Raw genomic sequence first — 22,875 nt, 5'->3', positions numbered from 1 at the left:
CGTTCGCGTTGGTGGGTGCGGGCCGGGACGCGGTGCTGCCGCGGCGGGGGTCTCGGCCCGTTCGCGTTGGTGGGTGCGGGCCGGGACGCGGTGCTGCCGCGGCGGGGGTCTCGGCCCGTTCGCGTTGGTGGGTGCGGGCCGGGACGCGGTGCTGCCGCGGCGGGGGTCTCGGCCCGTTCGCGTTGCCGTTCAGGCCCAGCTGGTGATCGTTGGCGGCTGAGCGACTCGACACGCCGGGCAGTCGACCGCTGAGCTGCCAACGATCATCGTCACGATTCCCTGCTCAGCCGAGGCGGCGGTTCTCGCGGACCAGGCCACCCTCGCACCAGTCCCGGTAGACGAAAAGATCCGGGCGGGCCAGCAGGACGCGACCGTTGTGCGCCCAGATCCTCATCAGCTCGTCACCGTCGCGCTCGGCCTGCTCGACCAGCTTGCGGAAGCGGCGCTTGGGGTGGGCACGGAAGTTCGTCCGGATGCCGTCCGCCGCGTAGATGTAGAGGCAGTGCAGCGCAAAGCGGCGCGCCGGGCAGGTCGGGTCCATGGCCAACTCGAAGAGGGTCAGGACCAGCCGGTCACCGGAGACCAGCAGATCCCAGTCGGGTGGCATGGAAGCCAACGGCACCGAATCGGGCTTGTACGCCCACGCTCGCAACTCCGCCGGAGTCGGATCGACGGGGTTGGCGAAGCCGTGGAACGTCGACTCCTGCACGCTCACCGGCCAACCTTCCGCTCTCGCCCGCGTCTGGCAACGCTGCCTGCGGACCCTGGCTGCTGCGGCGAAACGGTAACCCGCCGCCGGTTGCTGCGGTAGTACCCGCAGGGCGCAATTCGGCATCCGTCGGCAGACCTGCCCGAACGGCCGTTCGGGTGTCCTGGCCACCGCCGTTGCCGCGCCGAGGGGCATGGCAACGGCGGTGAGCGTCAGTCGTGGATCGGAACCGCCGCCGCCCGCTGGGCCGCGGCCGCCGCGCGGGTGCGCAGCCACCGCTTGAACCACGGGAAGTCGGGCAGCCGGGCCAGCATCGGCCCGGTCACCACGGTGACGAGGACGTACGCCGTCGCCAGCGCCGCCAACCGCGGCTCGACGCTGCCGGCGGCGACCGCGAGCCCGGCGATGACGATGGAGAACTCACCACGGGGTACGAGTGCCAGACCGGCCCGCCATCGACCGGGTTCGGCGATGCCGACCCGCCGGGCCGCGAGGTAACCGGTGAGCGTCTTCGTCGCCATGGTGACCACGGCCAGCGCGAGCGCTGGCAGCAGCACCGGAGGGATGTCCCGCGGATCGGTGACCAGGCCGAAGAAGACGAAGAACACCGCCGCGAACAGGTCCCGCAGCGGAGAGAGCAGTTCGGTGGCGTGGTGCGCGACCGGGCCGGAGAGCGCGATGCCGACCAGGAACGCGCCGACCGCCGCCGAGACCTGGAGCTTCGCCGCGATGCCGGCGATCAGCAGGGTCAGACCGAGTACGCCGAGCAGCAGCGCCTCCGGGTCCTTCGCCGACAGGGCGGACGAGATCAGGTGGCCGTACCGGATGGCGACCACCAGCACGATCAGCACCGTGCCCACCGCGACGGTGAGCGCGATGCCGCCGCCGAGCAGACCGGTACCGGCCAGCACCGCGGTGACCAGCGGCAGGTAGAGCGCCATCGCCAGGTCCTCGATCACCAGGACCGAGAGGATCACCGGGGTCTCCCGGTTACCGAGTCGGCCCAGGTCGGCGAGGACCTTGGCGATCACACCGGAGGACGACACCCAGGTGATGCCGCCGAGCACCAGGGCGGCCACCCAGTCCCAGCCGAGCAGCAGGGCGAACGCGGCACCGGGCAACGCGTTGAGGACGCCGTCGATCAGCCCGGCCGGCGCGGCCGAGCGGAGGTTGCCGACAAGTTCGTTGGCGGAGTACTCCAGGCCGAGCATCACCAGCAGCAGGATGACGCCGATCTCGGCGCCGACCGCGAAGAACTCCTCGCTGGCGGCGAGCGGAAGCAGCCCGCCGTGCCCGAACGCGAGACCGGCCAGCAGGTAGAGGGGGATGGGTGAGAGACCGACGCGGCGGCTGAGCCGACCGAGGACGCCAAGCAGCAGCAGCAGCGCGCCGACTTCGACGAGCAGTGTGGTGGATTCGTGCATCCGCCTCAGCCGTCCGGGTCACTGTCGGCGAGGATGGCGGACACGCCGTCGAGACCCCTGCGGGTCCCGACAACGACCACCACGTCACCGGCCGCGAAGCGGAACGAGGGAAGCGGCGAGACGATCACCTCGCCGTCACGCAGCACCGCCACGATGGAGGCGCTGGTGCGGGTACGCGCCTTGGTGTCGCCGAGTTTCCGGTTGACGTACCGCGACCCCGCCGGGATGGCGATCTGCTCGGTGAGCAGGCCGGCGGCCTGCTCACGCAGCCCGGAGAGCTGCCCGAGCAACAGCGACGCGCCGAGGATGTCGGCCAGCGCCTCTGCCTCGTCGTCGGTCAGCGGGATGTCCGCCTGGCAGGAGTCGGGATCGTCGGGGTCGTACAGGACGAGATCCCGGCGACCATTGCGGTGGGAGACCACGCCGAGCCGACGACCGGATTCGGTCACCAGATCGTGACGCACTCCGATCCCGGGTAAGGCGGTCTGCTCGACACGTACTCGCACCCTCCAAGGCTACCGCCAAGTGAACAGAACGCAGATCTTGACGGAACGCGCTGCGTGCTCCGGGCCGACCCACGGGATACCCCGACTTCCAGGAAGCCGAGTGGATCAACGGTCAGCGGAGGCTGGCGAAGAACTCGCGGATGTCGGCGACGAGGACATCGGTGGCCTGGTGGGCGGCGTAGTGACCGCCGACGTCTCCCCGACCCTCGACATCGCTCTCGTACGCCGTCCACCGGACGATGTTCGTGTGGTCCCGGTCGGCGAAGCGGCGGATGGACTGGAAGTCGCCGGGGAACATGGCCAGCGCGGTCGGTGCCGTGGTCGGCTCGGTCGGCTGCTCGCCGGCGTGGGCGTCCTCCCAGTAGAAGCGGATCGCCGAGGCGGCCGTGCCGGTGAACCAGTACAGGGCCACGTTGCCCAGGATGAAGTCGGCGTCGAGGCTCTCGTCGAAGAGTTGGGCGTTCCAGGCGAGCAGCCCGACCGGTGAGTCGGCCAGCGCGAACGCCAGGGTCTGCGGCTGCTGGCTGTGCACCTGGTTGAAGGAGAACTTGTTCTCGTAGAACCACTGGAGGTGCGCGAGCGCCGCCTGGTCGGCCTCGGACAGTCCGGCGAACTCGGCCGGGTCGCCCGAGGGGAACGAGAAGAGCTGGGTGACGTGGACGCCCAGCACGTGGTCACGATCGATCCGGCCCAGCTCGGGCGCCACCATCGAGCCCGCGTCGTTGCCGACCGCGCCGTAGCTGTCGTACCCCAGTCGGTTCATCAGCTCGGCCCAGGCGCGGGCCGTGCGGTGCTGGTTCCAGCCGGCGCTGCGGGTCGGGCCGGAGAACCCGAAGCCGGGCAGCGATGGGACGACCACGTGGAAGGCCGGCGCGGTCGGGTCGGTCGGCTCGGTGAGCGGGGCGATCACGTCGAGGTACTCCAGCACCGAGCCGGGCCAGCCGTGGGTGAGCACGAGCGGGGTGGCGTCCGGCCGGGACGACCGGACGTGCAGGAAGTGGATCTGCTCGCCGTCGATGTCGGTGACGAACTGTGGGTGGGTGTTCAGCCGGGCCTCGACGGCCCGCCAGTCGAACCCGTTGCGCCAGCGGTCGGCGAGGGCGCGGACCCGGTCGGTGCTCATCCCGTACGTGTCGCCGGTACCGGGCAGGTCGGTGGGCCAGATCGTGCGGTCCAGTCGGGAAGCCAACTCGTCGAGGGCGGTCTGCGGGATCTCGACGCGGAACGGGCGGATCGCGGTGCCGGTCATGCGAGGACTCCCTCGGAACGGAATGTTTCGTTCTGCAATCACAGTAGCAGAGCGGAACGATCCGTTCCACTGTTAGTCTGAGGGCATGTCCACGACCCCTGGAAAGACGCTCGGCGGTCGCCGCGCCCAGGCCGCCCGCAACGACGAGGTGATCCTCGAAGCCGCCCGCGCCGTCTTCCTCGACGACCCGAAGGCCCCGATCGCCGCCGTCGCCGACCGCGCCGGCGTCGGCATCAGCGCCCTCTACCGGAGGTACGCGGGCAAGGAGGATCTGCTGCGCCAGCTCTGCCACGACGGGCTGCGCCGCTACGTGGCCGAGGCGGAGGCGGCGCTCGCCGAGCCGGACGACTGGGCCGCGTTCACCGGTTTCCTGACCCGTGTGGTCGACGCCGACGTGCACTCGCTCACCGTCCACCTGGCCGGCACGTTCACCCCGACCGAGGAGATGGGTCGGGACGCCGTGCGTGCCGGCGAGCTGGCCACCGCGCTGGTCGACCGGGCGCACGCCAGCGGGCGGCTGCGCGCCGACGCCGTGCCGCAGGACTTGGGCCTGCTGCTGGAGGCGTGCGCGGCGGTACGCGTACCCGATGCGGAGCGGACCCGGGAGCTGCGCCGCCGGCAGCTCGCGGTGTTGCTGGCCGGCCTGTCGACGGCGCCGGACACGGACCCGCTGCCCGGGCCGCCGCCGGCGGCCGGGGAGTTCGACTGGCGGTGGCGGGAGTGATGGGCGTCACAGGCTAAGGTTGAGTGGAATACGCTCAACTCTGGTTGTGTCCAACCCAATGGACAACGCCGATCCGGGGGAGCCCATGAACACCGAAAGACTCACCACCAAGAGCCGCGAAACCATCACCGGCGCCGTCGCGGTGGCCAACCAGCGTGGTCACGCCACCGTGGAGCCCTGGCACCTGCTGCTGTCCCTGCTGGACACCGACGGCTCGACCGCCGCCGGCCTGTTGCGCGCCGTCGGGAGCGACCCCGCCGAGCTGCGCCGGGCCGCCCAGCGGGCGGTCGACGCCCTGCCGGCGGCACGGGGCTCCAGCATCGCCGAGCCCACCCTGGCCCGCGAGTTCGTCAACGCCATCGGCGCCGCCGAGCAGATCGCCCGGCCGCTGGGCGACGAGTACACGTCCACCGAGCACCTGCTCGCCGGCCTGGCCCGGGTCGGCGGCGGTGTGTCCGCCGCACTGAAGTCGGCCGGTGCCACCGAGGAGGCCCTGGTCGCCGCGTTCCCCACCGTCCGGGGCGGGGACCGGCGGGTCACCACCGCCGACCCGGAGCAGACCTACCAGGCCCTCACCAAGTACGGCGTCGACCTCACTGCCAGCGCCCGCGACGGCAAGATCGACCCGGTGATCGGCCGGGACTCGGAGATCCGCCGCGTCATCCAGGTGCTCTCCCGGCGTACCAAGAACAACCCGGTGCTGATCGGCGAGCCCGGCGTCGGCAAGACCGCCATCGTCGAGGGCCTCGCCCAGCGGATCGTGGCTGGCGACGTGCCCGAGTCGTTGCGCGACAAGAAGCTCGTCTCGCTGGACCTCGGCGCGATGGTCGCCGGCGCCCAGTACCGGGGCCAGTTCGAGGAGCGGCTGAAGTCCGTCCTGGAGGAGATCAAGAACTCCAACGGGCAGGTCATCACGTTCCTCGACGAGCTGCACACCGTCGTCGGCGCCGGCAAGGGCGAGGGCTCGATGGACGCCGGCAACATGCTCAAGCCGATGCTCGCCCGCGGTGAGCTGCGGATGGTCGGCGCCACCACGCTGGACGAGTACCGCGAGCACATCGAGAAGGACCCGGCTCTGGAGCGGCGCTTCCAGCCGGTGCTGGTCGGCGAGCCGACCATCGAGGACACCATCGGCATCCTGCGCGGGCTCAAGGAGCGCTACGAGGTGCACCACGGCGTACGGATCACCGACGCCGCGCTGGTCGCCGCCGCCACCCTCTCCGACCGCTACATCACCGACCGGTTCCTGCCGGACAAGGCGATCGACCTGGTCGACGAGTCCGCGTCCCGGCTGCGCATGGAGATCGACTCCCGGCCGGTCGAGGTCGACGAGATCGAGCGGGCGGTCCGCCGACTGGAGATCGAGGAGATGGCGCTGGCCAAGGAGCCGGACGACGCCTCCGCCCAGCGGCTGGAGCGGCTGCGCAAGGAGCTGGCCGACAAGCGCGAGCAGCTCACCGTGCTCTCCGAACGGTGGCAGACGGAGAAGAGCCACATCACCAAGCTCTCCACCGCCAAGGAGGAGTTGGAGCGCCTGGGCGGTGAGGCCGAGCGGGCCGAGCGCGACGGGGAGCTGGAGCGCGCCGCCGAGCTGCGCTACGGCCGGATCCCCGCGCTGAAGGTCGAGCTGACGCAGGCCGAGGAGGAACTGGCCCGGCTCCAGGCCGACGGCGCGATGCTCAAGGAGGAGGTCGGCGCCGACGACATCGCCGCGGTCGTCGCCTCCTGGACGGGCATCCCGGCCGGCCGGCTGCTGGAGGGCGAGACGGCCAAGCTGCTGCGGATGGAGGAGTCGCTGGGCGGCCGGGTGGTCGGCCAGGCCGAGGCCGTGAGCGCGGTCTCCGACGCGGTACGCCGGGCGCGGGCGGGTGTCGCCGACCCGGACCGGCCGACCGGAAGCTTCCTCTTCCTCGGCCCGACCGGTGTCGGCAAGACCGAGCTGGCCAAGGCGCTCGCCGAGTTCCTCTTCGACGACGAGCGGGCGATGGTCCGCATCGACATGAGCGAGTACGGCGAGAAGCACTCCGTGGCCCGCCTGGTCGGTGCCCCGCCCGGGTACGTCGGCTACGAGGAGGGCGGCCAGCTCACCGAGGCGGTGCGCCGCCGGCCGTACTCGGTGATCCTGCTGGACGAGGTGGAGAAGGCGCACCCGGACGTCTTCGACGTGCTGCTCCAGGTGCTCGATGACGGTCGGCTCACCGACGGCCAGGGTCGTACGGTGGACTTCCGCAACGCGATCCTGATCCTCACCTCCAACCTCGGGTCGTCGGTGATCAGCGACCTGACGCTGGCCGAGGAGCAGCGCCGGGAGGGCGTCCTCGCGGTGGTCCGGTCGCACTTCAAGCCGGAGTTCCTCAACCGGCTGGACGACATCGTGGTCTTCGCCTCGCTGCGGGGCGACGATCTGTACTCCATCGTGGACATCCAGCTGGACCGGATGCGGCGGCGGTTGGCCGACCGGCGGCTCGGCCTGGAGATCACCGATGCCGCCCGGGGCTGGCTGGCCGAGCACGGCTACGACCCGATCTACGGTGCCCGCCCGCTGCGCCGCCTGGTCCAGACCGCAATCGGAGACCAGCTGGCCAAGGCCCTGCTCAGCGGAACGATCCGAGACGGCGACACGGTAAAGACAGACCTCAACACCAGCTCAAACACCCTCACAGTAACCCCGGCCTAACCCAGCCCCACCCCGGCCTGATCACGGTGATCAAGAGGTTTGCGTCAATGAGACGTCTTCTCATGACGCAAACCTCTTGATCAACAGGGTGAGAGGTGGGCCGGGCGGGAAAGGTGGAAGCCATGTTCGGGATGCGGAACGCTTGGGAGCGGGACCTTCGTGCGGCCGTCGACGAGTTGGTGGGGGCCGACACGCTCGCCTTCGGTGGGGTGGGGATCGCCGGCACGCTGCTGCCGGTGACCGAGGCGTACCACCGGGTCGCGGCCGCCCTCGACGACCACCCCGAGGAGGTACGCCGGCAGCTCGACCGGGTGCTCGCCGAGGGGTCACCCGCCGGCCGGGCGTACGCGGCCACGCTGCTGGAACGGATCGATCCGGAGGCCGCCCGGGCGACCTGGACGTCGCTGCGCGACGACCCGACCGAGTTCACCACCTTCGTCGGCTGCGTGATGGACCGGGAAACCCTCGGCAACTACGCCACCCACCGCCTCGCCTCAGCATGATCCATTCGCCGGTCGGCGTTGCCCGATCGGTCCTGCCGGTGGCCGTTGACCTTCCGTACGTTGCGAGCCATGAGCCCGCCCGCCACCGCACCCCGGCCGCCCCGGCCCGCCACCGTGACCATCGCCTTCTGGCTGCAACTCGCCGTGGTGCTGGTCCTGCTCGGCCTGGCCGCGCTGACGGTCGTCGAGACGGTGCACTTCGACAACCAGATCGACCGCGCGGTGCGGCTGGTGCCGGACGCCGACCCGGCGGAGGTGGCCGGCGAGCGACAGGGCAACGTCGCGATGGGGTTCATCCTCGGCGTACCGGCTCTGCTGCTCGCGGTGTGGCTGGCGGTCACCGCCCTCCCGGTCTGGCGAGGTGGGAACCTGGCGCGGATCCTGGTCTTCGTCGCCAGTGGCGCGCAACTGCTGGTCTGCGTCGCACAGTGCTGCTCCGGCGGGTTCATCGTGCCCCTGCTGACGACACGAGAGATCGATGCGGAGTCGGTGCCCGAGTCGGCCGACGAGTGGGACACGTCGACGTTCTTCGACACGCTCTACTCCGGCACCGACCCCTGGGACGACCTGTTCTTCCCCGCGGCCGGGCTGGGTGTGCTCACCGTGTTGACGCTCTCCACGGCCGTCGTCCTGCTGCTGGCGTTGCCGCCGGCGAACCGCTGGTTCGTGCCGGGCACCGCGCTTCCCACTCCGGCGTGGGCGTCGCCCGTCCTCGGCTACGCCCCGACCGCCTATCTGCCGACCGGCTACGGATATCCCGGCCTGCCGGGCTTTGTGCCCCCGCAGCAGCCGGTCCCGCCCGGCTACCTGATCTGTCCCGACCCGGCCGCACACCTGACGCCGGGTGCGGCACCTGCGCCGGGTGCGGCACCTGCGCCGGGTGCGGCACCTGCGCCGGGCGCGGCACCTGCGCCGGGCGCGGCCTCCGCGCCGCCCGGACCGCCGGTGCCGCCCGACGACGCCCGCTAGCTGAGCTGTCGGCCACAGCACGGGCCTTCCTGGTGCCGACGGTTGTTACCGTCTGCGCCGACGTACCTGGGGAGGTGGTCGGGTGGACGCGCTGGTGACGTACCTGGTGGGGGCGGTAGCCGTACTCGCGGTGGTCGTCGTGGTCGCACGGGCCCGGCGGGGGGCTGCGGCCCGGTCCGGCGGCCAGCCGGCGGATTCGCCGCGCGGTGGTCCACACCGTCTGGCCCTGGGCGACCGCGTGCGGATCCGCCAACAGGAGTACGTCGTGAGCGGCACCATCCGTCTCGTCGAGGGGGACTGGAGCTGGGTGCAGCACCTGCTCGACGACGAGTCCGGCAGCCGGCACCGGCTCTCCGTGGAGGATGGCCCCGAACTGGAGCTGGTGCTCTGGACCGCGGAGCCCGGTGCGGCCGTCAGCCCGGGTGCCCCGACGATCGACCTCGACGGGCGGCGCTACACCTGGTCCGAAACCGGGCAGGCGCGCTACACCGCCAGAGGCGAGACGGACCTACCGTCATCCGGCACGATGCGCTACCACGACTACCAGTCCGGCGGCGCCGCGCGGCTCTCCTTCGAGGCGTACGGCGAGGAGGGCTGGAGGGTGGCCCGCGGTGACCTGCTCGACCCCGCCGACCTGACGATCCGACCTCCCGTCGAGGAGCACTGAGCCGATCGGGTGGACGCGCCGGCCCGCCACGGCATGCCGGAGTGGCCGGTTGTCGATACGGTGTGGGCGCGATCTTAGGGAAGGAGAATCGTGGTCGATACCCAGAGCACGCCGGCCCGTCAGCGGCCATCCATCGTGTCGATTTCCAGTTACCTGCTGTTCCTGTTCCTCGCGTGCCAGGTGATCAGCCTGATCATCACGCTGAGCACCGCCGGCAAGATACGTGACGCGATCAGCGACGCGTACGCGGGCAGTTCCCTCGAGAACGCCGATCAGATCGCGGACGTCGCCTTCGCCTTCATCGTCGGCATCAGCATCCTGCTGCTCCTGCTCGCGGTTGTGCTGGGCGTCCTGGCCCTGTTCAACAACCAGGGCCGCAACGGTTCCCGGATCACCACCTGGATCGTCGGTGGCGTCCTGGTCTGCTGCACGGGTGGCAGCCTCCTCAGCGGGGCGGGCGGCGGCAGCTTCACCACCGGTGGGGACACCGCTGGTGCACCGAGCGGCGAGGAGGTCCAGCGTCGCGTCGAGGAGGCTGTGCCCTCCTGGACCACCCCGGTCAGCCTTTTGCTCGGCGTGGTCAGCATCATCGCGCTGCTCACGGCGCTGATCCTGCTGGCGCTGCCGAAGGCCAACGCGTTCTTCCGCAAGCCCGCCGCGGGCTGGGAGCCGCCGACCCCGGGCGCCAGCTACCCGGGTTACCCGCAGGCGCCGGGCCAGCCGGGCTACCCGCAGTCCACCGGCGAGCCGGGCTACCCGTCGGCACCGGTGCCGGGGCAGCCGGGTATTCCGCCGTCCAGTGCGGATCGGCCCGACGACACGCCGCCGGCCGACCGTCCCGGCACGACCCCGCCGTCGAGTTGACGGCTCGATAAGCACGACGCCGACGATCCCTCCGAGTAGGTTGCAACCCGACGCCTACCGGAGGGATTCGTCGTGTCGTACCCCGAATCGGCGCCGGCCCGACGGCCCGCCGTGGTCCTGCTGGCCACGGCGGTGTTGTTGGTGATGGCGGTCGCCGCGCTCGCGTACACCGTCGTCGACCTGGCGGTGCTGGGGCGGACGGTGGGCGCGTTCCGTTCGGCCGCCCGCGGCACGTCGGCGAGCCCGCAGCAGATCGACGATGTGGTGACCCTGCTGCGGGTGTCCGCAGTGCTGTCGGCGGTGGTGGCGGCGTTCTCCGCGATCCTGCTCGCCGGTCTGGCTCTCGGCCTGCTGGCCGGTCGGCGCGGCGTCCGGGTGGCCACCTGGGTCGTCTGTGGGCTCGGTCTGCTCGCCGGCTGCTGCAGCGTGGCGGTGCTCATCGGCGAGCGGGCCGCCCCGCTGCGACTGGGTGACGGTGAACGGGCCACCGCCGAGTTGCTGGGCCTGATCGCGGACGCGTACCCGTCGTGGTGGATTCCGGTCAACGCCGGGCTTTCCGTGGCGCAGGGCCTCGGTTACCTTGTGGTAGCCGCGTTGCTGGCGCTGCCGGCGGCGAGCACCTGGTTCGGTCGGCATCGCCCGTCGGCGCCGACCGTGCCGTCCGCTCCGCCCGGGTTTCCGCCCGCCCCGTACCAGCCGCAGCCCCCGTATCCGCCCAGGTGAGGACCGCCCGTGACGCTCGACCCCTCCAGTGCCGAGCGACGGGCCCTGGTCACCGGCGCCACCGCCGGCATCGGTGCGGCATTCGCTCGGCGGCTGGCCTCCGACGGCTGGCACCTGGTGTTGGTCGCCCGGGACGCGGCCCGACTGACCGAGTTGGCCGACGAGTTGCGGTCCCGGTACGGCCGCGAGGTGGAGACCCTGTCGGCGGACCTGTCCACGGACGACGGCTGCGATGTCGTCGAGCGGCGACTGGGCGACGGTAGCCCGGTGCAGTTGCTGGTCAACAACGCCGGCATCAGCCTGAACAAGCCGTTCCTGCGTTCCACCGCCGAGGACGAGGCGCGCCTGCTGCGGCTCAACGTGCACGCGGTCATGCGGCTGACCCTCGCGGCCCTGCGACCGATGACCGAACGACGTGATGGGGCAGTGATAAATGTCTCTTCGGTCGCGGGATTCGGCGCGGTGATGCCCGGGTCGACCTACTCGGCCAGCAAGGCGTGGGTCACCAACTTCAGCGAGTCGGTCGGCCAGTCGGCGCGGCCGTTCGGCGTACGCGTGATGGCTCTCTGCCCCGGCTACACCCGCACCGAATTCCACCAACGGGCCGGCATCAACATGTCGAAGACACCTGAGTGGATGTGGCTGAAAGCCGAGGACGTGGTCGACGAAGCCCTGCGTGACCTGGGCAAAGGCAAGTTGGTCAGCATCCCGGCGTGGAAGTACAAGGTGGCCGTCGCCGGTCTGCGGCACGCGCCGCGCCGGCTGCTTCAGGCCGTCTCCCGGGACACGCGCGGTCGGATCGGTCGCGACGCCAGCTGAGCCCGCACGGTCGTTCGGCGCCCGGTCGTCGAAGTCGTGACGTTGGCGCGACGCAACCGGGCCGGTCGCTGAGCGTAGTCGAACATCGCCAACCATCGGTGCCTCACTGGGCTGATCGGGGTGGGCCGTTCACACGACGTCCAGACTTGCGCAGTAACCTCTATCGCCATGGGGGACCACGACGACCTGCGTAAATTCATTACCGACCTGGCTGTGGTCCACGGCCGGGTCGTGCTGTCCTCGGGGCGCGAGGCGGACTGGTACGTCGATTTGCGACGTGTCACGCTCCATCACCAGGCTGCTCCGTTGGTCGGCCGGGTGTTGCTCGACCTCACCGCCGACTGGGAGTACGACGCCGTCGGCGGGCTCACCCTGGGCGCGGACCCGATCGCGCTCTCGATGCTGCACGCCGCCGCTCCGACCGGTCGCGCTCTGGACGCCTTTGTGGTGCGCAAGGCGGGCAAGGCGCACGGTCTTCAGCGACGGATCGAGGGACCGGAGGTGGCCGGCCGCCGGGTGTTGGCGGTGGAGGACACGTCGACGACGGGTGGAAGTGTGTTGACCGCGGTCGAGGCGCTTCGTGAGGCCGGAGCCGAAGTCGTGGGCGTGGCGGTTATTGTTGATCGAGGTGCCGGCGACGCGGTGCGAGCCGCCGGATTGCCGTACCGGGCGGCCTATACGTTGGCTGACCTCGGCCTTGTGGCGTAAAAGTTTACCGATTCGGATCTGCTGATATGCAGGCGGATCGATGCTGCTGGTGGAAGGATGGAATACGTGGGAACTGCGTTGGCCGAAATGACTATGCCTCAGATCTCGCCGCTTAACGGCGAGCCGATCGAACGTGCCGATGCCGAGCGTCTCGCGGGGGTCCTCAAGGCCCTTGCCGATCCTGCTCGGCTGCGGCTGCTCAGCCTGATCCAGTCGGCCCCCGAGGGCGAGGCGTGCGTCTGTGACCTGACCGCGCCCCTCGGCCTCTCCCAGCCGACGGTCAGTCACCACCTGCGCATCCTCACCGAGGCTGGCTTGCTGCAGCGGGAGAAGCGCGGTGTCTGGGCGTATTACAGCCTGGTCCCGAGTGCGATCGCGACGATCGCGGACCTGCTGACCCCGCCGCGTAAGCGGGCCACCAAGAAGGCTCGCTGACGTAGGCGCTGCGCACCGTCCCACTCCGGGGCGGTGTCCGGTGGCGAGCCAGGGGTGGCGTCACCGGTCGCTGACACCTGCTCGGCCCCGGTCGCACCGCCGGAGGCCGAGTCCGACATGCCGACGGCCGACCCCCACATCAGGGGGCCGGCCGTCGTCGTACGCGCGCCTCAGCGCTCCTGGCCGTGCTCCGGACGCCGACGGTCCTGCGGGTGCTCGTCGTGGTCGAATGCCTCACGGACCGCCTCCACCGCGCCGGCCGCGCTGGCCGCCGCGACCACGGCGACCGCCTCGCCGCGCTTGCGGGCCCGCCGGTCACGCAGGAACTCGAAGAAGATCGGCAGCACCGAGATCACGATGATCAGGGCCACCACCGGCAGGATGTAGTGGTCGATCTTGTCGCCGATGGCCTGGTAGATCTGCTCGGCCAACAAGTAGCCGATCAGCAGGATGCCGTCCACCCAGAGCACCGCGCCGACGATGTTCCAGATCAGGAACTGCCGGGCCGGCATGCCCAGCGCGCCGGCGACCGGGTTGAGGAAGGTGCGGACGATCGGAATGAAGCGCGCCAGCACCACGGCCTTCGCCGGGCCGAACTTCTGGAAGTAGTACTCCGCCTTCTCCACGTACTCCTTCTTGAAGAGCCGGGAATTCGGCCGCTCGAACATCGGCCGCCCGTACCGCGAACCGAGCCAGTGCCCCAGCTGCGCGCCGACGACCGCGCAGATCGGCCCACCGATGAGCAGGCCGACCAGGGAGAGGCGGGTGCCGTCGCCGAAGATGGCGTCCGCCACCGGCGAGGCGGCCACCCCGGCGAGGAACAGCAGCGAGTCCCCCGGGAAGAAGAAGCCCACCAGCAGGCCGGTCTCGGCGAAGAGGATCACCCAGACGCCGATCAGCCCGAAGGTCTGCAACAGCTCCTTGGGATCGAGCGGGTTCAGGGCGACGCTCTCCGTGAGAGCGCGGGTCTTCTCAGCTGTGTCCACGGCCACAAAGGGTACCGAAGTCCGGGTGTCGCACCGCGCCGGACCGGGTCAATCGCACCGTTGATCAGTGGTATCGCCCCGCCAGCGTGACGGTCAGCGGTAGTCGTCCTCGTCGCCGGTGACCACCCGGGCCTGCTCCATCGCGTCCCAGTCGTCGACCTCCAGGCCGCGGTGTGGCTCACCGTCGACGTCGGCGGGGCCGGCGACGGTGGCCTGCTCGACCGCGTCGGCCGGATCCGCCTCGGGGTCGCGTTCGTTCGCGGTGAGGTGGTCGCCGGGGGTGAAGTCCTCGTCGGGCTGACCCATCGTCTCTCCCGGGGGTCTTGAGGGCATGGACCCACCCACCGTACGGGCTGTGCCGGTGCGACGCCGGGAAGCCGAGTCGGCGGAATCAGCCCTCGGTGGTGCGCGCCGGTGCCAGGATGGGGCCGTGGGCTTCCTCATCCGACTGGCGATCACCGCGGTCGCGTTGTGGATAACCACGCTGATCGTGCCCGGGGTCGACGTGCATGGCCGCTCGGGCGGCAACACCGTCCTCACGCTGATCGTGGTCGCTCTGATCTTCGGCGTGATCAACGCGGTGCTCAAGCCCGTCATCAAGGTCGTCGGCTGCGTGTTCTACCTGCTGACCCTGGGCCTGTTCGCGCTGGTGGTCAACGCGCTGCTCTTCCTGCTCACCGACCGGATAGCGCGCGGGCTGGACCTTCCGTTCCAGGTGGACGGTTTCTGGCCGGCGTTCTGGGGAGCCATCGTGATGACCGTGGTCACGTGGCTGATCAGCGTCATCGTGCCGGACAACCTGGACCGCCGGTGAACGGCCGGCACCCGGGTCGGTTGTTCCGGCGCACCTCACCTACGGGATACTTCCGGCGGAGGACAGCGCGGTCCGGCGCACAAATGAACAACAGCGGCCAGCACGGCCGAGAGTGGTAAGTAAGGAGCGCATCACATGCCCATCGCTTCCCCCGAGGCTTACGCGGAGATGCTGGACCGCGCCAAGGCTGGCCGGTACGCGTACCCCGCGATCAACGTGACCTCCTCCCAGACGCTGAACGCGGCGCTCAAGGGCTTCGCCGACGCGGAGAGCGACGGCATCATCCAGGTCTCGACCGGTGGCGCCGAATACCTCTCCGGCCCCTCGATCAAGGACATGGTCACCGGTGCGGTCGCGTTCGCCGCGTACGCGCACGAGGTGGCCAAGAAGTACCCGGTCAACATCGCTCTGCACACCGACCACTGCCCGAAGGACAAGCTGGACGGCTTCGTGCGTCCGCTGATGGCCATCTCGCAGGAGCGGGTGAAGCGCGGCGAGCAGCCGCTGTACCAGTCGCACATGTGGGACGGCTCGGCCGTTCCGGTCGCCGAGAACCTGCAGATCGCCTCCCAGCTGCTCGACGAGGCCGCCAAGGGCAAGATCGTCCTTGAGATCGAGGTCGGCGTCGTCGGTGGCGAGGAGGACGGCGTCGAGAACGCCATCAACGACAAGCTCTACACCACCGTCGAGGACGGCCTGGCCATGGTCGACGCGCTCGGCCTGGGCGAGAAGGGCCGCTACATGGCGGCGCTGACCTTCGGCAACGTGCACGGCGTCTACAAGCCGGGCAACGTCAAGCTCCGCCCGGAGATCCTCAACCAGATCCAGGAGGCGGTCGGCGCCAAGTACGGCAAGGACAAGCCGCTCAGCCTGGTCTTCCACGGCGGCTCCGGCTCCCTGCTGAGCGAGATCCGCGAGGCTCTGGACTACGGCGTGGTGAAGATGAACATCGACACCGACACCCAGTACGCCTTCACCCGCCCCGTCGCGGACCACATGCTCCGCAACTACGACGGCGTGCTGAAGATCGACGGCGAGGTGGGCAACAAGAAGCAGTACGACCCGCGTACCTGGGGCAAGGCCGCCGAGGCCGGCCTGGCCGCCCGGGTCGTCGAGGCGTGCGAGCACCTGCGCTCCACCGGCACCTCGATGTTCAAGTAACAGCGTTCGACCGACGGCCGGTTCCCCCGCGGGGGAACCGGCCGTCGCCGTCAGCTCGTCAGCACGCGCACGGCCTCGCGTACGTCGTCGGTGAGGTGGATCGTCGCCGACAGGTCGCCGAACGGTGAGGCGGCCAGCAGCGGGCGCAGCAACGCCTCCACCGGCAGTTCGGTGGTCCAGTAGCCGCGGTCCAGGAAGACGTACGCGCCACTGGCCCCGTCGGTGCCGTAGTAGGTCTTCGTGGCAGCCTGGAACACCTCCTGCACCGTGCCCGCCCGCCCCGGGGCGAAGACGATGCCGCCCCGGGCGAGCCGCAGGATGGTGTCCTCCCGGATCGCGTTCGAAAAGTACTTGGCGATCCGGCCGGCGAACAGGTTCGCCGGCTCGTGCCCGTACAGCCAGGTCGGGATCGCCAACCCACCGGCCCGCGCCCAGCCCGCGTCGGTGCCGCGCTGCCGGGGCACGCCCGCGTACCGCTGCCGGACCGCCAACGCCGCCGCCGTGTACCGGTGGTGGTCGGTGAAGTCGGGTGCCGTGGCCAGCAGGTCGATCGCCGCCGTCACCTCCTCCGCCGGCCGGTCCGCCAGGTACGCGCCGAGGTTCGCCGCCTCCATCACCCCGGGTCCGCCGCCGGTCACCACCAGCCGGTCGGCCCGCGCCAGCTCCCAACCCAGCACGGCCGCCATCCGGTACGCCGGACTGCCCCGCCGCACCGCGTGCCCGCCCATGATGCCGACCACCGACTGCGGGCCGTACCCGGCCAGCCAGGCCCGGGTGGCGTCGCCCAGCGCGTTGTCCACGCCGTGATCGTGCAGGCGCTGGCCGAGCGCCTCCTTGACGTCCGGCAACGCGCCGCCGTGCGCCCGGTAGTGCTCGTACACCCGGGTGTCGTACATCCCGGCGAACCCGCCCTCGGCGAACCCGGCGGCCAGGTCCGCCGGGCTGTAGAGGTGCGTCGGCTGGGTCGGGTACGGCAGCCCGGAGAACGGCGGCACCACGTTCGCGCCGCGCCGGACCAGGTCCGCGCCGACGTCCCGGGAGGCGAACCGGCAGCCCACGAAGAGGGTGCCGGTGACCTCGACCCCGGTCAGGTCGGGCAACGGATCAAGGTCGAGGCGCAGCCCCTGCACCGTCAGGCCGGTCAGTCGGCCGGTGGTCAACTGCCGATCCAACTCCTCGCGGGTCTGGATCTCGTTGGCGTGCGGGTGCGGCTCGATGACGTCCGCGGGAGGTGGGGTCGGCACCCGGCAATCCTGCCTCCTTGGTGGTGCCCGCCAAACCTTGGGCCGGTGGTGCAACGACAGGAGCCCGGTGGTCGTGGCCACCGGGCTCCTGTGTAACCGGGTCCTGGGGAGGCTCCGGACCATTAGTTGTAGTGGATAACACCTGGCCGCGGCATAGGCCGCAGGCGTGAGCAAACCCTCAGCCGTTCAGCCGAACGCGTCAGCCGACCCGCTCGCGTGTCGCCCTGTCCAGCGGGTTGAATGGGGCGATGCAGAACCTTTTGCCAGAGCCACCGGCCACCCTTCTGCCCGCGCACGACGAGGCTGACGCCGCCCTGGCCGCCGCCGAGGAGGCCGGCACCGACGAGGCGTTCACCGAGGTCGCGGCCCACTTCCCGACGTACAGCGCGGCCTGGGCCGCGCTCGCGGCGCGGGCGTTCGCGCAGGGCCAGGTGGTGACGGGGTACGCCTACGCGCGCACCGGCTACCACCGCGGCCTGGACCAGCTGCGCCGCAGCGGCTGGAAGGGGCACGGCCCGGTGCCGTGGTCGCACGAGCCGAACCGCGGCTTCCTGCGCTGCCTGTACGTCCTGTCTCGGGCCGCCGACGAGATCGGCGAGGCCGACGAGGCGGCCCGCTGCGCCCAGTTCCTGCGCGACTGCGACCCGTCGGCGGCGGACGCGCTGGCCAGCAACTGACACCCGTCCGAAGGCCGGCCCGGCGTCGGGCCGGCCTTCGGAGGGCTACAGCCCTTCGGCGACCGCGGCGGCGATCTTCAGCCAGGCGTCCCGGGTGGCCGAGGAGAGCCCGCCGTACCGGATCGGCTCGCCACTGTCGATGAGCCGCTCGTACGGGGCCAGCAGCACCGCCCGGGTACGGGCCGCGAAGTGCTCCTGGATCGCCGGCAGGTCGATCTCCTTGCGCGACGGCGGCATCGACACCACGGTCACCGCCTGCCGGACCAGCCGTTGCCGGCCGCTCTGCTCCAGGTGGTCGAGCATCCGGGCAGCGGTCTCCGCCGAGTCGTTACGGGCGGACATGGTGACCACCAGCTGATCGGTGGCGTCCATCGACGCCTGCCAGTTCTGCGCGCGCACGTTGTTGCCGGTGTCCACGAAGATCAACTTGTAGAACCGGCTGACCACCTCACGGATCTCGGCGAACGCGGCCGCCGTGAGCATCTCGCCGCCGGTGGCCGACTCGTCCGAGGCCAGCACGTCGAACATCCCCTCGCCCTGCGAGCGGACGTACTGCGACAGGTCACCGACCCGCCCGTGCGCACCCTGGAACTGCCCGAGGTCACGCAGCATGTCCCGCACCGTGCGGGAGTGGAAGTCCTGCTGGGCCCGCATCCCGAGGGTGCCCTGAGTCTCGTTGTTGTCCCAGGCCAGCACGTAACCGCCGCGCTTCTGACCGAACGTCATCGCGAGCAGCAGGATGGCCACCGTCTTGCCGGCGCCGCCCTTCGGGTTGACCACGGTCACCTGCCGCAGACCGCCGAAGTTGCGGCGCACCATCTCGATGTCCCGCTTGAGCTCCTGCTCGTGCCGCCCCGGTGAGAGCCGGAGCAGACCCATCTTGTTGACCACCGCCCGTACGCCCATGGTCGCCACCGGGTCGGGCGGACGGACCTGCCGCCGCCGGGCGAAGTCCTCGGCGGTCGGCGCGGCGGTGCTCTCCGGCGCCCAGGCGGCGTCCGGATAACCGGTGGCCGGCACCCGGGTCACCCCGTCGGCCTCCTGGTACTGCGGCGGCGGTGGCGGAACCCCGGGCGTGCCCTGCTGCCACGGCGGCGGATACCAGCCCGGCGACGGGGGGAACGGCCCCGGCGGAGGGGTCGCCGGCCCAGCCTGCGGCGGCACGGCCCCGCCATGCGCCGGGTCGCCGAACTGCGACGGGTCCGGTGGCGGCGGCAGCGGGACCTGACCGGGGATCGTCGGAGAGTACGACTGACCGGTGTACGTCTGCGCCCCGCCCGCCTGCGGAACGGCCGGGCCACCGGACAGCGGCGGCGGCACGCTGGGAGGGGCCGGGATCGGAGGCGGCGGGGTGGCCGCCGCGTCGGAGGGTGGCTCGGGCGCGCTGGCCGGCCGCTGCGGTGGATACGCCCACGGTGACTCGGCGGTCGGCCGCGCGGCGCTGACCGCGGACCCGTCCTCCCCGGCGTCACCACCCTGCGAGGCCACCGGTGCGGTCGCTGCGGCTGCGGTGCCCCCGGCCGTCGCCGATCCGGTCGCTGCCGCCGATCCGGCGGCTGTCGTTGGTCCTGCCGCCGGCCTGGCGGCTGTCGCAGGCCCGTCCGTCGTCGTGGGTCCGGCCGCTGTCGTGTCGCCTGCCGTCGTGCCCGCCGGGGCTGGTGTCGCTGGGCCTGCTGTCGCCGCTGTCGCCGCGTTCGGACCGGCGGCGTTGGGACTGGCGGCGCGCGGGTTGCCGCCCGCGCCGGAATTGGTGGCGGGCTCAGCGGCCGGTCGGTCCAGGGAGAACGGCAGGTCCAGGTCGACGCCGCCCGACACGATCGGAGGGGCGGGGACGGTCGAGCCCGAGGTCCCTTGCGGCGTCGGCGCGCCGTCTTTCGGCACGACCGGGGTGCCAGGTGTGGGGACTCCGACCCCGCCCGCCAGGTCGTTGCTCGCCGGCCGGGGCGAGCCGGTCGTCGTGCCACCCGTCGGGCCGGTCGTCGGCCCGCCGTTCGGCGGCACGGTTGGCACGGCCGGGTCGGCCGGCGGAGGCCAGCTTGGCTGCGCCGGGGCCCAGCCCGACCCCGGGCTGTTCACTCCCCAACCGCCGGGTGCCGGTACCGCGCCGGTGAGCGACGGATAGTCCGACGGTGACGGTGGAGGCATCGCCGGTGCCCCGGGCTGCCCGGGAACCGGCGGCCGGCCGATCGGCGGCGCGGCCACCGGTGGCGTCACCGGCGACTGCGCGGTCGTCGGCGGCGCGCCCCGCTGCTCGGCCACGGCCGCCCACGGCGGCACCACGCCACCCGCGCCCGCGTCGGCTGGATCCGGTGGCCAGAGTGGTTCGATGTCCCGCTCCGGCACCGGCTGCTGGCCGGGCTTCCGCGCCCGGTCGGCGTTCTCGTCCATTACGGCCCTCCCCAGTCCTCCTGCGAGGATAGGCGCACCGGCCGAACGGGGCCGGTCGACGCAGCCGGGTCAGCTCGACCAGACCGCCCACGCACCCGGTTCGACCCACCAGGACCGCTTCCGGGTCAGCTCACCCTCGACTCCGTCGTCGAGGTAGGGCACCTTCCCCTCCCTGGGCAGCACCGACACGGCCCGCCCGCGAGCCCGACGGACCTCCAGGCGTACCCGCTTGCGACCCAACGCCGACCGGACGACCACCGGCACGGCCACCGCGACCTCGACCTGGCCGTCGGCCGGGTCCGGCGCGGCCAGCAGCCTGACTTCGTCGAGCGTCGCGTACCCGCCGGCGTTGCCCACCGCGCAGGCCAGCAACGGTTCGTCACCGTTGGTGAGGATGGTGTCGTCCACCTCGACCCGGGCCCGCCAGTGCAGCGGCCGGCCGGCGTCGTCGGCGGCGCCGAGTAGAGCGCCGTCCAGGGTCACCGAGCCGCCGTCGTTGCGCAGCAGGTCCAGTCGGCGTGGCGTGCCGTCCAGCACCGCGGCGGCCACCGCCGCCGGGTCGCGGGGCAACCCGAGCTGCGCGGCCAGGTCCCGGTGGGTGCCGCCACGAGCCGGGTCGAGCGGGAGTACGGCCACCGGAGGCAGATCGGGCAGTGTCCGGTTACCGGGCAGGTCCGCCGGGCGGCGACTCGGCGCTGGCGCGTACCGCCGGACCAGCCGGCGCAGCACGGCGCGCAACTGCCCGTCGCTGGCCGTGGCGACGACCAGCCGGATCTTGCTGTCCGGGTCGGGCCAGGTCAGGCCGTCGGGGCGGGCCGGGCCGTCGAACAGCGCCAACACCTCGTCGATCTCCGCGTCGGAGCGGGCGGTGACCGTCTGCACCCGGGCACCGCGGGCGTTCAGCGCGTCGGCGCAGGCCAGCACGGGAACCCGGGGCCGATCGGTGACGCACCGCTCGTCGTCGGAGGTCGTCGGGCCGGGTCCGGCCTCGGTCGTCGGGCCGCTCTCGGTCGTCGGGCCGCTCTCGTTGTCGGTCGCACCGCCGCAGCAGGCTCCGCCGCTGCCGCAGGCCCCGGGAGCGTCCCGCTCCGAGCCGAGGGTGAGCAGCACCACGTCGTACACCGAAGGAGCCTCCTGCCTATCGCCGCGACCCCTGCCGGCCGCGCCGTCACTACTTGTTAACCTGACACCCCGGGCTCGCCGAGCGGTCGCCACCTGGCACCCGAGCCTTCTGGAGGCGGAAAAGATGCCAGCGATCGTGCTCATCGGCGCTCAGTGGGGCGACGAGGGCAAGGGCAAGGTTACCGACCTGCTGGGTGAGCGGGTCGACTACGTCGTGCGCTACTCCGGCGGCAACAACGCCGGGCACACGGTGATCACCCCGGACGGCCAGAAGTACGCACTGCACCTGATGCCCTCCGGTGCGCTGTCACCGAGCGCGATGATCGTCATCGGCAACGGTGTGGTGGTCGACCCGAAGGTGCTGCTCGCCGAGATCGACGGTCTGGCCGAGCGCGGCGTCGACGTGTCCCGGCTGCGGATCTCCGGTGACGCGCACCTCATCATGCCGCACCACCGGGCACTGGACCGGGTGGTCGAGCGGTACCTCGGCTCGTCCCGGATCGGCACCACCGGCCGGGGCATCGGCCCGGCGTACGGCGACAAGGTCGCCCGGATGGGCATCCGACTTCAGGACCTGCTCGACCCGGGCATCCTGCGCAAGAAGCTGGAACTCGCGCTGCGCGAGAAGAACCAGATGCTGTTCAAGGTCTACAACCGCAAGGCCATCGACCTTGAGGCGACCGTCGAGGAGTACCTGGCGTACGCGGAGCGGCTCAAGCCGTACATCGCGGAGACCCGGGCCATGCTCTGGGACGCCCTGGACCGGCACGAGACGGTCCTGCTGGAGGGCGCCCAGGCCACCATGCTCGACATGGACCACGGCACGTATCCCTTCGTGACCTCGTCCAACCCGACCGCCGGCGGCGCCTGCGTCGGTGCCGGCATCCCGCCCACCGCCATCAGCAAGGTGATCGCGGTGAGCAAGGCGTACACCACCCGGGTCGGCTCCGGGCCGTTCCCCACCGAGCTGTTCGACTCCAACGGCGCGCACCTGCGCAAGATCGGCGCGGAGTACGGCACCACCACCGGCCGGGAACGCCGCTGCGGGTGGTTCGACGCCGTCGTGGCCCGGTACGCCTGCCGCCTCAACGGCGTCACCGACCTGGTCATCACCAAGCTGGACGTCCTCACCGGGCTGGCCAAGGTGCCGATCTGCGTCGGCTACGAGATCAACGGCCAGCGGGTCGACGACATGCCGATGAGCCAGACGGACTTCCACCACGCCACGCCCATCTACGAGGAACTCGACGGCTGGTGGGAGGACATCACCAAGGCAAGAACCGCCGATGACCTCCCGGAGAACGCCCGTCGCTACATCGCCCGTATCGAGGAGCTCTGCAAGACCAAGGTGAGCGTCGTAGGCGTAGGCCCCGGCCGAGAAGAAAACGTCCTCCTCCACCCCCTCCTCCCCTAACCCGAACCCCACTCCATCTTGGTGATCAAGAGGTTTGCGTCAGTTTCGAGCGGAAATTTGACGTGAACCTCTTGATCACCGGAGTAGGAGCG

23 protein-coding genes are annotated in these 22,875 nt (G+C 71.2%); 14 read left to right on the top strand and 9 right to left on the bottom strand.

Annotated features, from left to right (window positions below; genetic code table 11):
• Positions 1 to 283: 283 nt before the first annotated feature.
• The 4 genes from F8271_RS18435 to F8271_RS18420 form a co-directional block, all read right to left on the bottom strand.
• Positions 284 to 715 (bottom strand): hypothetical protein, encoded by a 432-nt coding sequence (locus F8271_RS18435; RefSeq protein WP_151491008.1) that lies wholly within the window; start codon positions 713 to 715, stop codon positions 284 to 286.
• Positions 716 to 921: 206 nt separating this feature from the next.
• Positions 922 to 2,133, bottom strand: coding sequence for a cation:proton antiporter (locus tag F8271_RS18430; RefSeq protein ID WP_151491007.1), 1,212 nt, complete (start codon positions 2,131 to 2,133; stop codon positions 922 to 924).
• Between the two features lie 5 nt (positions 2,134 to 2,138).
• Positions 2,139 to 2,639: a cation:proton antiporter regulatory subunit gene (locus F8271_RS18425; RefSeq protein ID WP_151491006.1), complete on the bottom strand. Its 501-nt coding sequence runs from the start codon at positions 2,637 to 2,639 to the stop codon at positions 2,139 to 2,141.
• Positions 2,640 to 2,751: 112 nt separating this feature from the next.
• Positions 2,752 to 3,888, bottom strand: coding sequence for an epoxide hydrolase family protein (locus tag F8271_RS18420; RefSeq protein WP_151491005.1), 1,137 nt, complete (start codon positions 3,886 to 3,888; stop codon positions 2,752 to 2,754).
• A gap of 85 nt (positions 3,889 to 3,973) precedes the next feature.
• Between F8271_RS18420 and F8271_RS18415 the strand changes: the two genes are divergently transcribed.
• The 10 genes from F8271_RS18415 to F8271_RS18370 all read left to right on the top strand — a co-directional run bounded on the left by F8271_RS18415 (position 3,974) and on the right by F8271_RS18370 (position 12,977).
• A complete protein-coding gene (locus tag F8271_RS18415) occupies positions 3,974 to 4,612 on the top strand; it encodes a TetR/AcrR family transcriptional regulator (protein WP_151491004.1) in 639 nt (212 codons plus the stop codon).
• Between the two features lie 85 nt (positions 4,613 to 4,697).
• The gene (gene clpB / locus F8271_RS18410) at positions 4,698 to 7,289 is read left to right on the top strand and encodes an ATP-dependent chaperone ClpB (protein WP_151491003.1); all 2,592 of its coding nucleotides are present in this window, start codon (positions 4,698 to 4,700) and stop codon (positions 7,287 to 7,289) included.
• Positions 7,290 to 7,411: 122 nt separating this feature from the next.
• The gene (locus F8271_RS18405) at positions 7,412 to 7,792 is read left to right on the top strand and encodes a nucleotidyltransferase family protein (RefSeq protein WP_151491002.1); all 381 of its coding nucleotides are present in this window, start codon (positions 7,412 to 7,414) and stop codon (positions 7,790 to 7,792) included.
• 69 nt (positions 7,793 to 7,861) lie between these two features.
• Positions 7,862 to 8,761, top strand: a complete 900-nt coding sequence (locus F8271_RS18400) for a hypothetical protein (protein WP_151491001.1) — start codon at positions 7,862 to 7,864, stop codon at positions 8,759 to 8,761.
• An 82-nt stretch (positions 8,762 to 8,843) separates the two neighbouring features.
• On the top strand, positions 8,844 to 9,428 hold the full coding sequence (locus F8271_RS18395; RefSeq protein ID WP_151491000.1) for a DUF4178 domain-containing protein: 585 nt from the start codon (positions 8,844 to 8,846) through the stop codon (positions 9,426 to 9,428).
• Positions 9,429 to 9,518: 90 nt separating this feature from the next.
• Entirely contained in the window at positions 9,519 to 10,292 is a 774-nt protein-coding gene (locus F8271_RS18390) for a hypothetical protein (protein ID WP_151490999.1), read from the top strand.
• A gap of 72 nt (positions 10,293 to 10,364) precedes the next feature.
• Positions 10,365 to 11,015 (top strand): hypothetical protein, encoded by a 651-nt coding sequence (locus F8271_RS18385; protein ID WP_151490998.1) that lies wholly within the window; start codon positions 10,365 to 10,367, stop codon positions 11,013 to 11,015.
• A gap of 9 nt (positions 11,016 to 11,024) precedes the next feature.
• Positions 11,025 to 11,834, top strand: coding sequence for an SDR family oxidoreductase (locus F8271_RS18380; protein WP_151490997.1), 810 nt, complete (start codon positions 11,025 to 11,027; stop codon positions 11,832 to 11,834).
• 168 nt (positions 11,835 to 12,002) lie between these two features.
• Complete coding sequence (gene pyrE / locus F8271_RS18375) at positions 12,003 to 12,542, top strand: orotate phosphoribosyltransferase (protein ID WP_151490996.1); 540 nt, start codon at positions 12,003 to 12,005, stop codon at positions 12,540 to 12,542.
• A gap of 57 nt (positions 12,543 to 12,599) precedes the next feature.
• Entirely contained in the window at positions 12,600 to 12,977 is a 378-nt protein-coding gene (locus tag F8271_RS18370) for a helix-turn-helix transcriptional regulator (protein WP_030332125.1), read from the top strand.
• A gap of 170 nt (positions 12,978 to 13,147) precedes the next feature.
• Here F8271_RS18370 and F8271_RS18365 read toward each other — a convergent pair whose 3' ends face one another.
• Positions 13,148 to 13,969 carry a DedA family protein gene (locus F8271_RS18365; RefSeq protein WP_151490995.1) on the bottom strand — a complete coding sequence of 274 codons (822 nt, stop codon included), beginning with the start codon at positions 13,967 to 13,969 and terminating at the stop codon, positions 13,148 to 13,150.
• Between the two features lie 87 nt (positions 13,970 to 14,056).
• Positions 14,057 to 14,269: a hypothetical protein gene (locus tag F8271_RS18360; protein ID WP_151490994.1), complete on the bottom strand. Its 213-nt coding sequence runs from the start codon at positions 14,267 to 14,269 to the stop codon at positions 14,057 to 14,059.
• Between the two features lie 124 nt (positions 14,270 to 14,393).
• On the opposite strand from F8271_RS18360, the gene F8271_RS18355 reads away from it, so the two are divergent.
• Together F8271_RS18355 and fbaA are read left to right on the top strand one after the other, a co-directional pair.
• Entirely contained in the window at positions 14,394 to 14,777 is a 384-nt protein-coding gene (locus F8271_RS18355) for a phage holin family protein (protein WP_151490993.1), read from the top strand.
• A 135-nt stretch (positions 14,778 to 14,912) separates the two neighbouring features.
• Positions 14,913 to 15,938 (top strand): class II fructose-bisphosphate aldolase, encoded by a 1,026-nt coding sequence (fbaA, locus tag F8271_RS18350; RefSeq protein ID WP_151490992.1) that lies wholly within the window; start codon positions 14,913 to 14,915, stop codon positions 15,936 to 15,938.
• A gap of 50 nt (positions 15,939 to 15,988) precedes the next feature.
• Here the strand turns inward: fbaA and F8271_RS18345 are convergent, their stop codons facing one another.
• Positions 15,989 to 17,182: an LOG family protein gene (locus tag F8271_RS18345; protein ID WP_192580349.1), complete on the bottom strand. Its 1,194-nt coding sequence runs from the start codon at positions 17,180 to 17,182 to the stop codon at positions 15,989 to 15,991.
• Between the two features lie 248 nt (positions 17,183 to 17,430).
• On the opposite strand from F8271_RS18345, the gene F8271_RS18340 reads away from it, so the two are divergent.
• A complete protein-coding gene (locus F8271_RS18340; protein WP_151490991.1) occupies positions 17,431 to 17,859 on the top strand; it encodes a DUF3151 domain-containing protein in 429 nt (142 codons plus the stop codon).
• Positions 17,860 to 17,904: 45 nt separating this feature from the next.
• On the opposite strand, the gene F8271_RS18335 is transcribed toward F8271_RS18340, so the two are convergent.
• The gene (locus tag F8271_RS18335; RefSeq protein WP_151490990.1) at positions 17,905 to 20,247 is read right to left on the bottom strand and encodes a chromosome partitioning protein; all 2,343 of its coding nucleotides are present in this window, start codon (positions 20,245 to 20,247) and stop codon (positions 17,905 to 17,907) included.
• A 69-nt stretch (positions 20,248 to 20,316) separates the two neighbouring features.
• Positions 20,317 to 21,369, bottom strand: coding sequence for a hypothetical protein (locus F8271_RS18330; protein ID WP_151490989.1), 1,053 nt, complete (start codon positions 21,367 to 21,369; stop codon positions 20,317 to 20,319).
• A 124-nt stretch (positions 21,370 to 21,493) separates the two neighbouring features.
• Here F8271_RS18330 and F8271_RS18325 point away from each other — a divergent pair, with 124 nt between their 5' ends.
• Positions 21,494 to 22,783: an adenylosuccinate synthase gene (locus tag F8271_RS18325; protein ID WP_151490988.1), complete on the top strand. Its 1,290-nt coding sequence runs from the start codon at positions 21,494 to 21,496 to the stop codon at positions 22,781 to 22,783.
• Positions 22,784 to 22,875 lie beyond the last annotated feature (92 nt).

This window comes from Micromonospora sp. ALFpr18c (genome assembly GCF_008868155.1).
Taxonomy (GTDB): domain Bacteria; phylum Actinomycetota; class Actinomycetes; order Mycobacteriales; family Micromonosporaceae; genus Micromonospora.
This window is presented reverse-complemented; position numbering and strand designations above follow the sequence as displayed.

What these genes read in the sequence shown, in the direction of transcription:
- F8271_RS18405 (WP_151491002.1), top strand. Translation starts at nt 7,412, where the DNA reads ATGTTCGGGATGCGGAACGCTTGGGAGCGGGACCTTCGTGCGGCCGTC.
- clpB (WP_151491003.1), top strand. Translation starts at nt 4,698, where the DNA reads ATGAACACCGAAAGACTCACCACCAAGAGCCGCGAAACCATCACCGGC.
- F8271_RS18430 (WP_151491007.1), bottom strand. Translation starts at nt 2,133, where the DNA reads ATGCACGAATCCACCACACTGCTCGTCGAAGTCGGCGCGCTGCTGCTG.
- F8271_RS18420 (WP_151491005.1), bottom strand. Translation starts at nt 3,888, where the DNA reads ATGACCGGCACCGCGATCCGCCCGTTCCGCGTCGAGATCCCGCAGACC.
- F8271_RS18400 (WP_151491001.1), top strand. Translation starts at nt 7,862, where the DNA reads ATGAGCCCGCCCGCCACCGCACCCCGGCCGCCCCGGCCCGCCACCGTG.
- F8271_RS18335 (WP_151490990.1), bottom strand. Translation starts at nt 20,247, where the DNA reads ATGGACGAGAACGCCGACCGGGCGCGGAAGCCCGGCCAGCAGCCGGTG.
- F8271_RS18415 (WP_151491004.1), top strand. Translation starts at nt 3,974, where the DNA reads ATGTCCACGACCCCTGGAAAGACGCTCGGCGGTCGCCGCGCCCAGGCC.
- F8271_RS18360 (WP_151490994.1), bottom strand. Translation starts at nt 14,269, where the DNA reads ATGGGTCAGCCCGACGAGGACTTCACCCCCGGCGACCACCTCACCGCG.
- F8271_RS18370 (WP_030332125.1), top strand. Translation starts at nt 12,600, where the DNA reads ATGGAATACGTGGGAACTGCGTTGGCCGAAATGACTATGCCTCAGATC.
- F8271_RS18340 (WP_151490991.1), top strand. Translation starts at nt 17,431, where the DNA reads ATGCAGAACCTTTTGCCAGAGCCACCGGCCACCCTTCTGCCCGCGCAC.
- pyrE (WP_151490996.1), top strand. Translation starts at nt 12,003, where the DNA reads ATGGGGGACCACGACGACCTGCGTAAATTCATTACCGACCTGGCTGTG.
- F8271_RS18325 (WP_151490988.1), top strand. Translation starts at nt 21,494, where the DNA reads ATGCCAGCGATCGTGCTCATCGGCGCTCAGTGGGGCGACGAGGGCAAG.
- fbaA (WP_151490992.1), top strand. Translation starts at nt 14,913, where the DNA reads ATGCCCATCGCTTCCCCCGAGGCTTACGCGGAGATGCTGGACCGCGCC.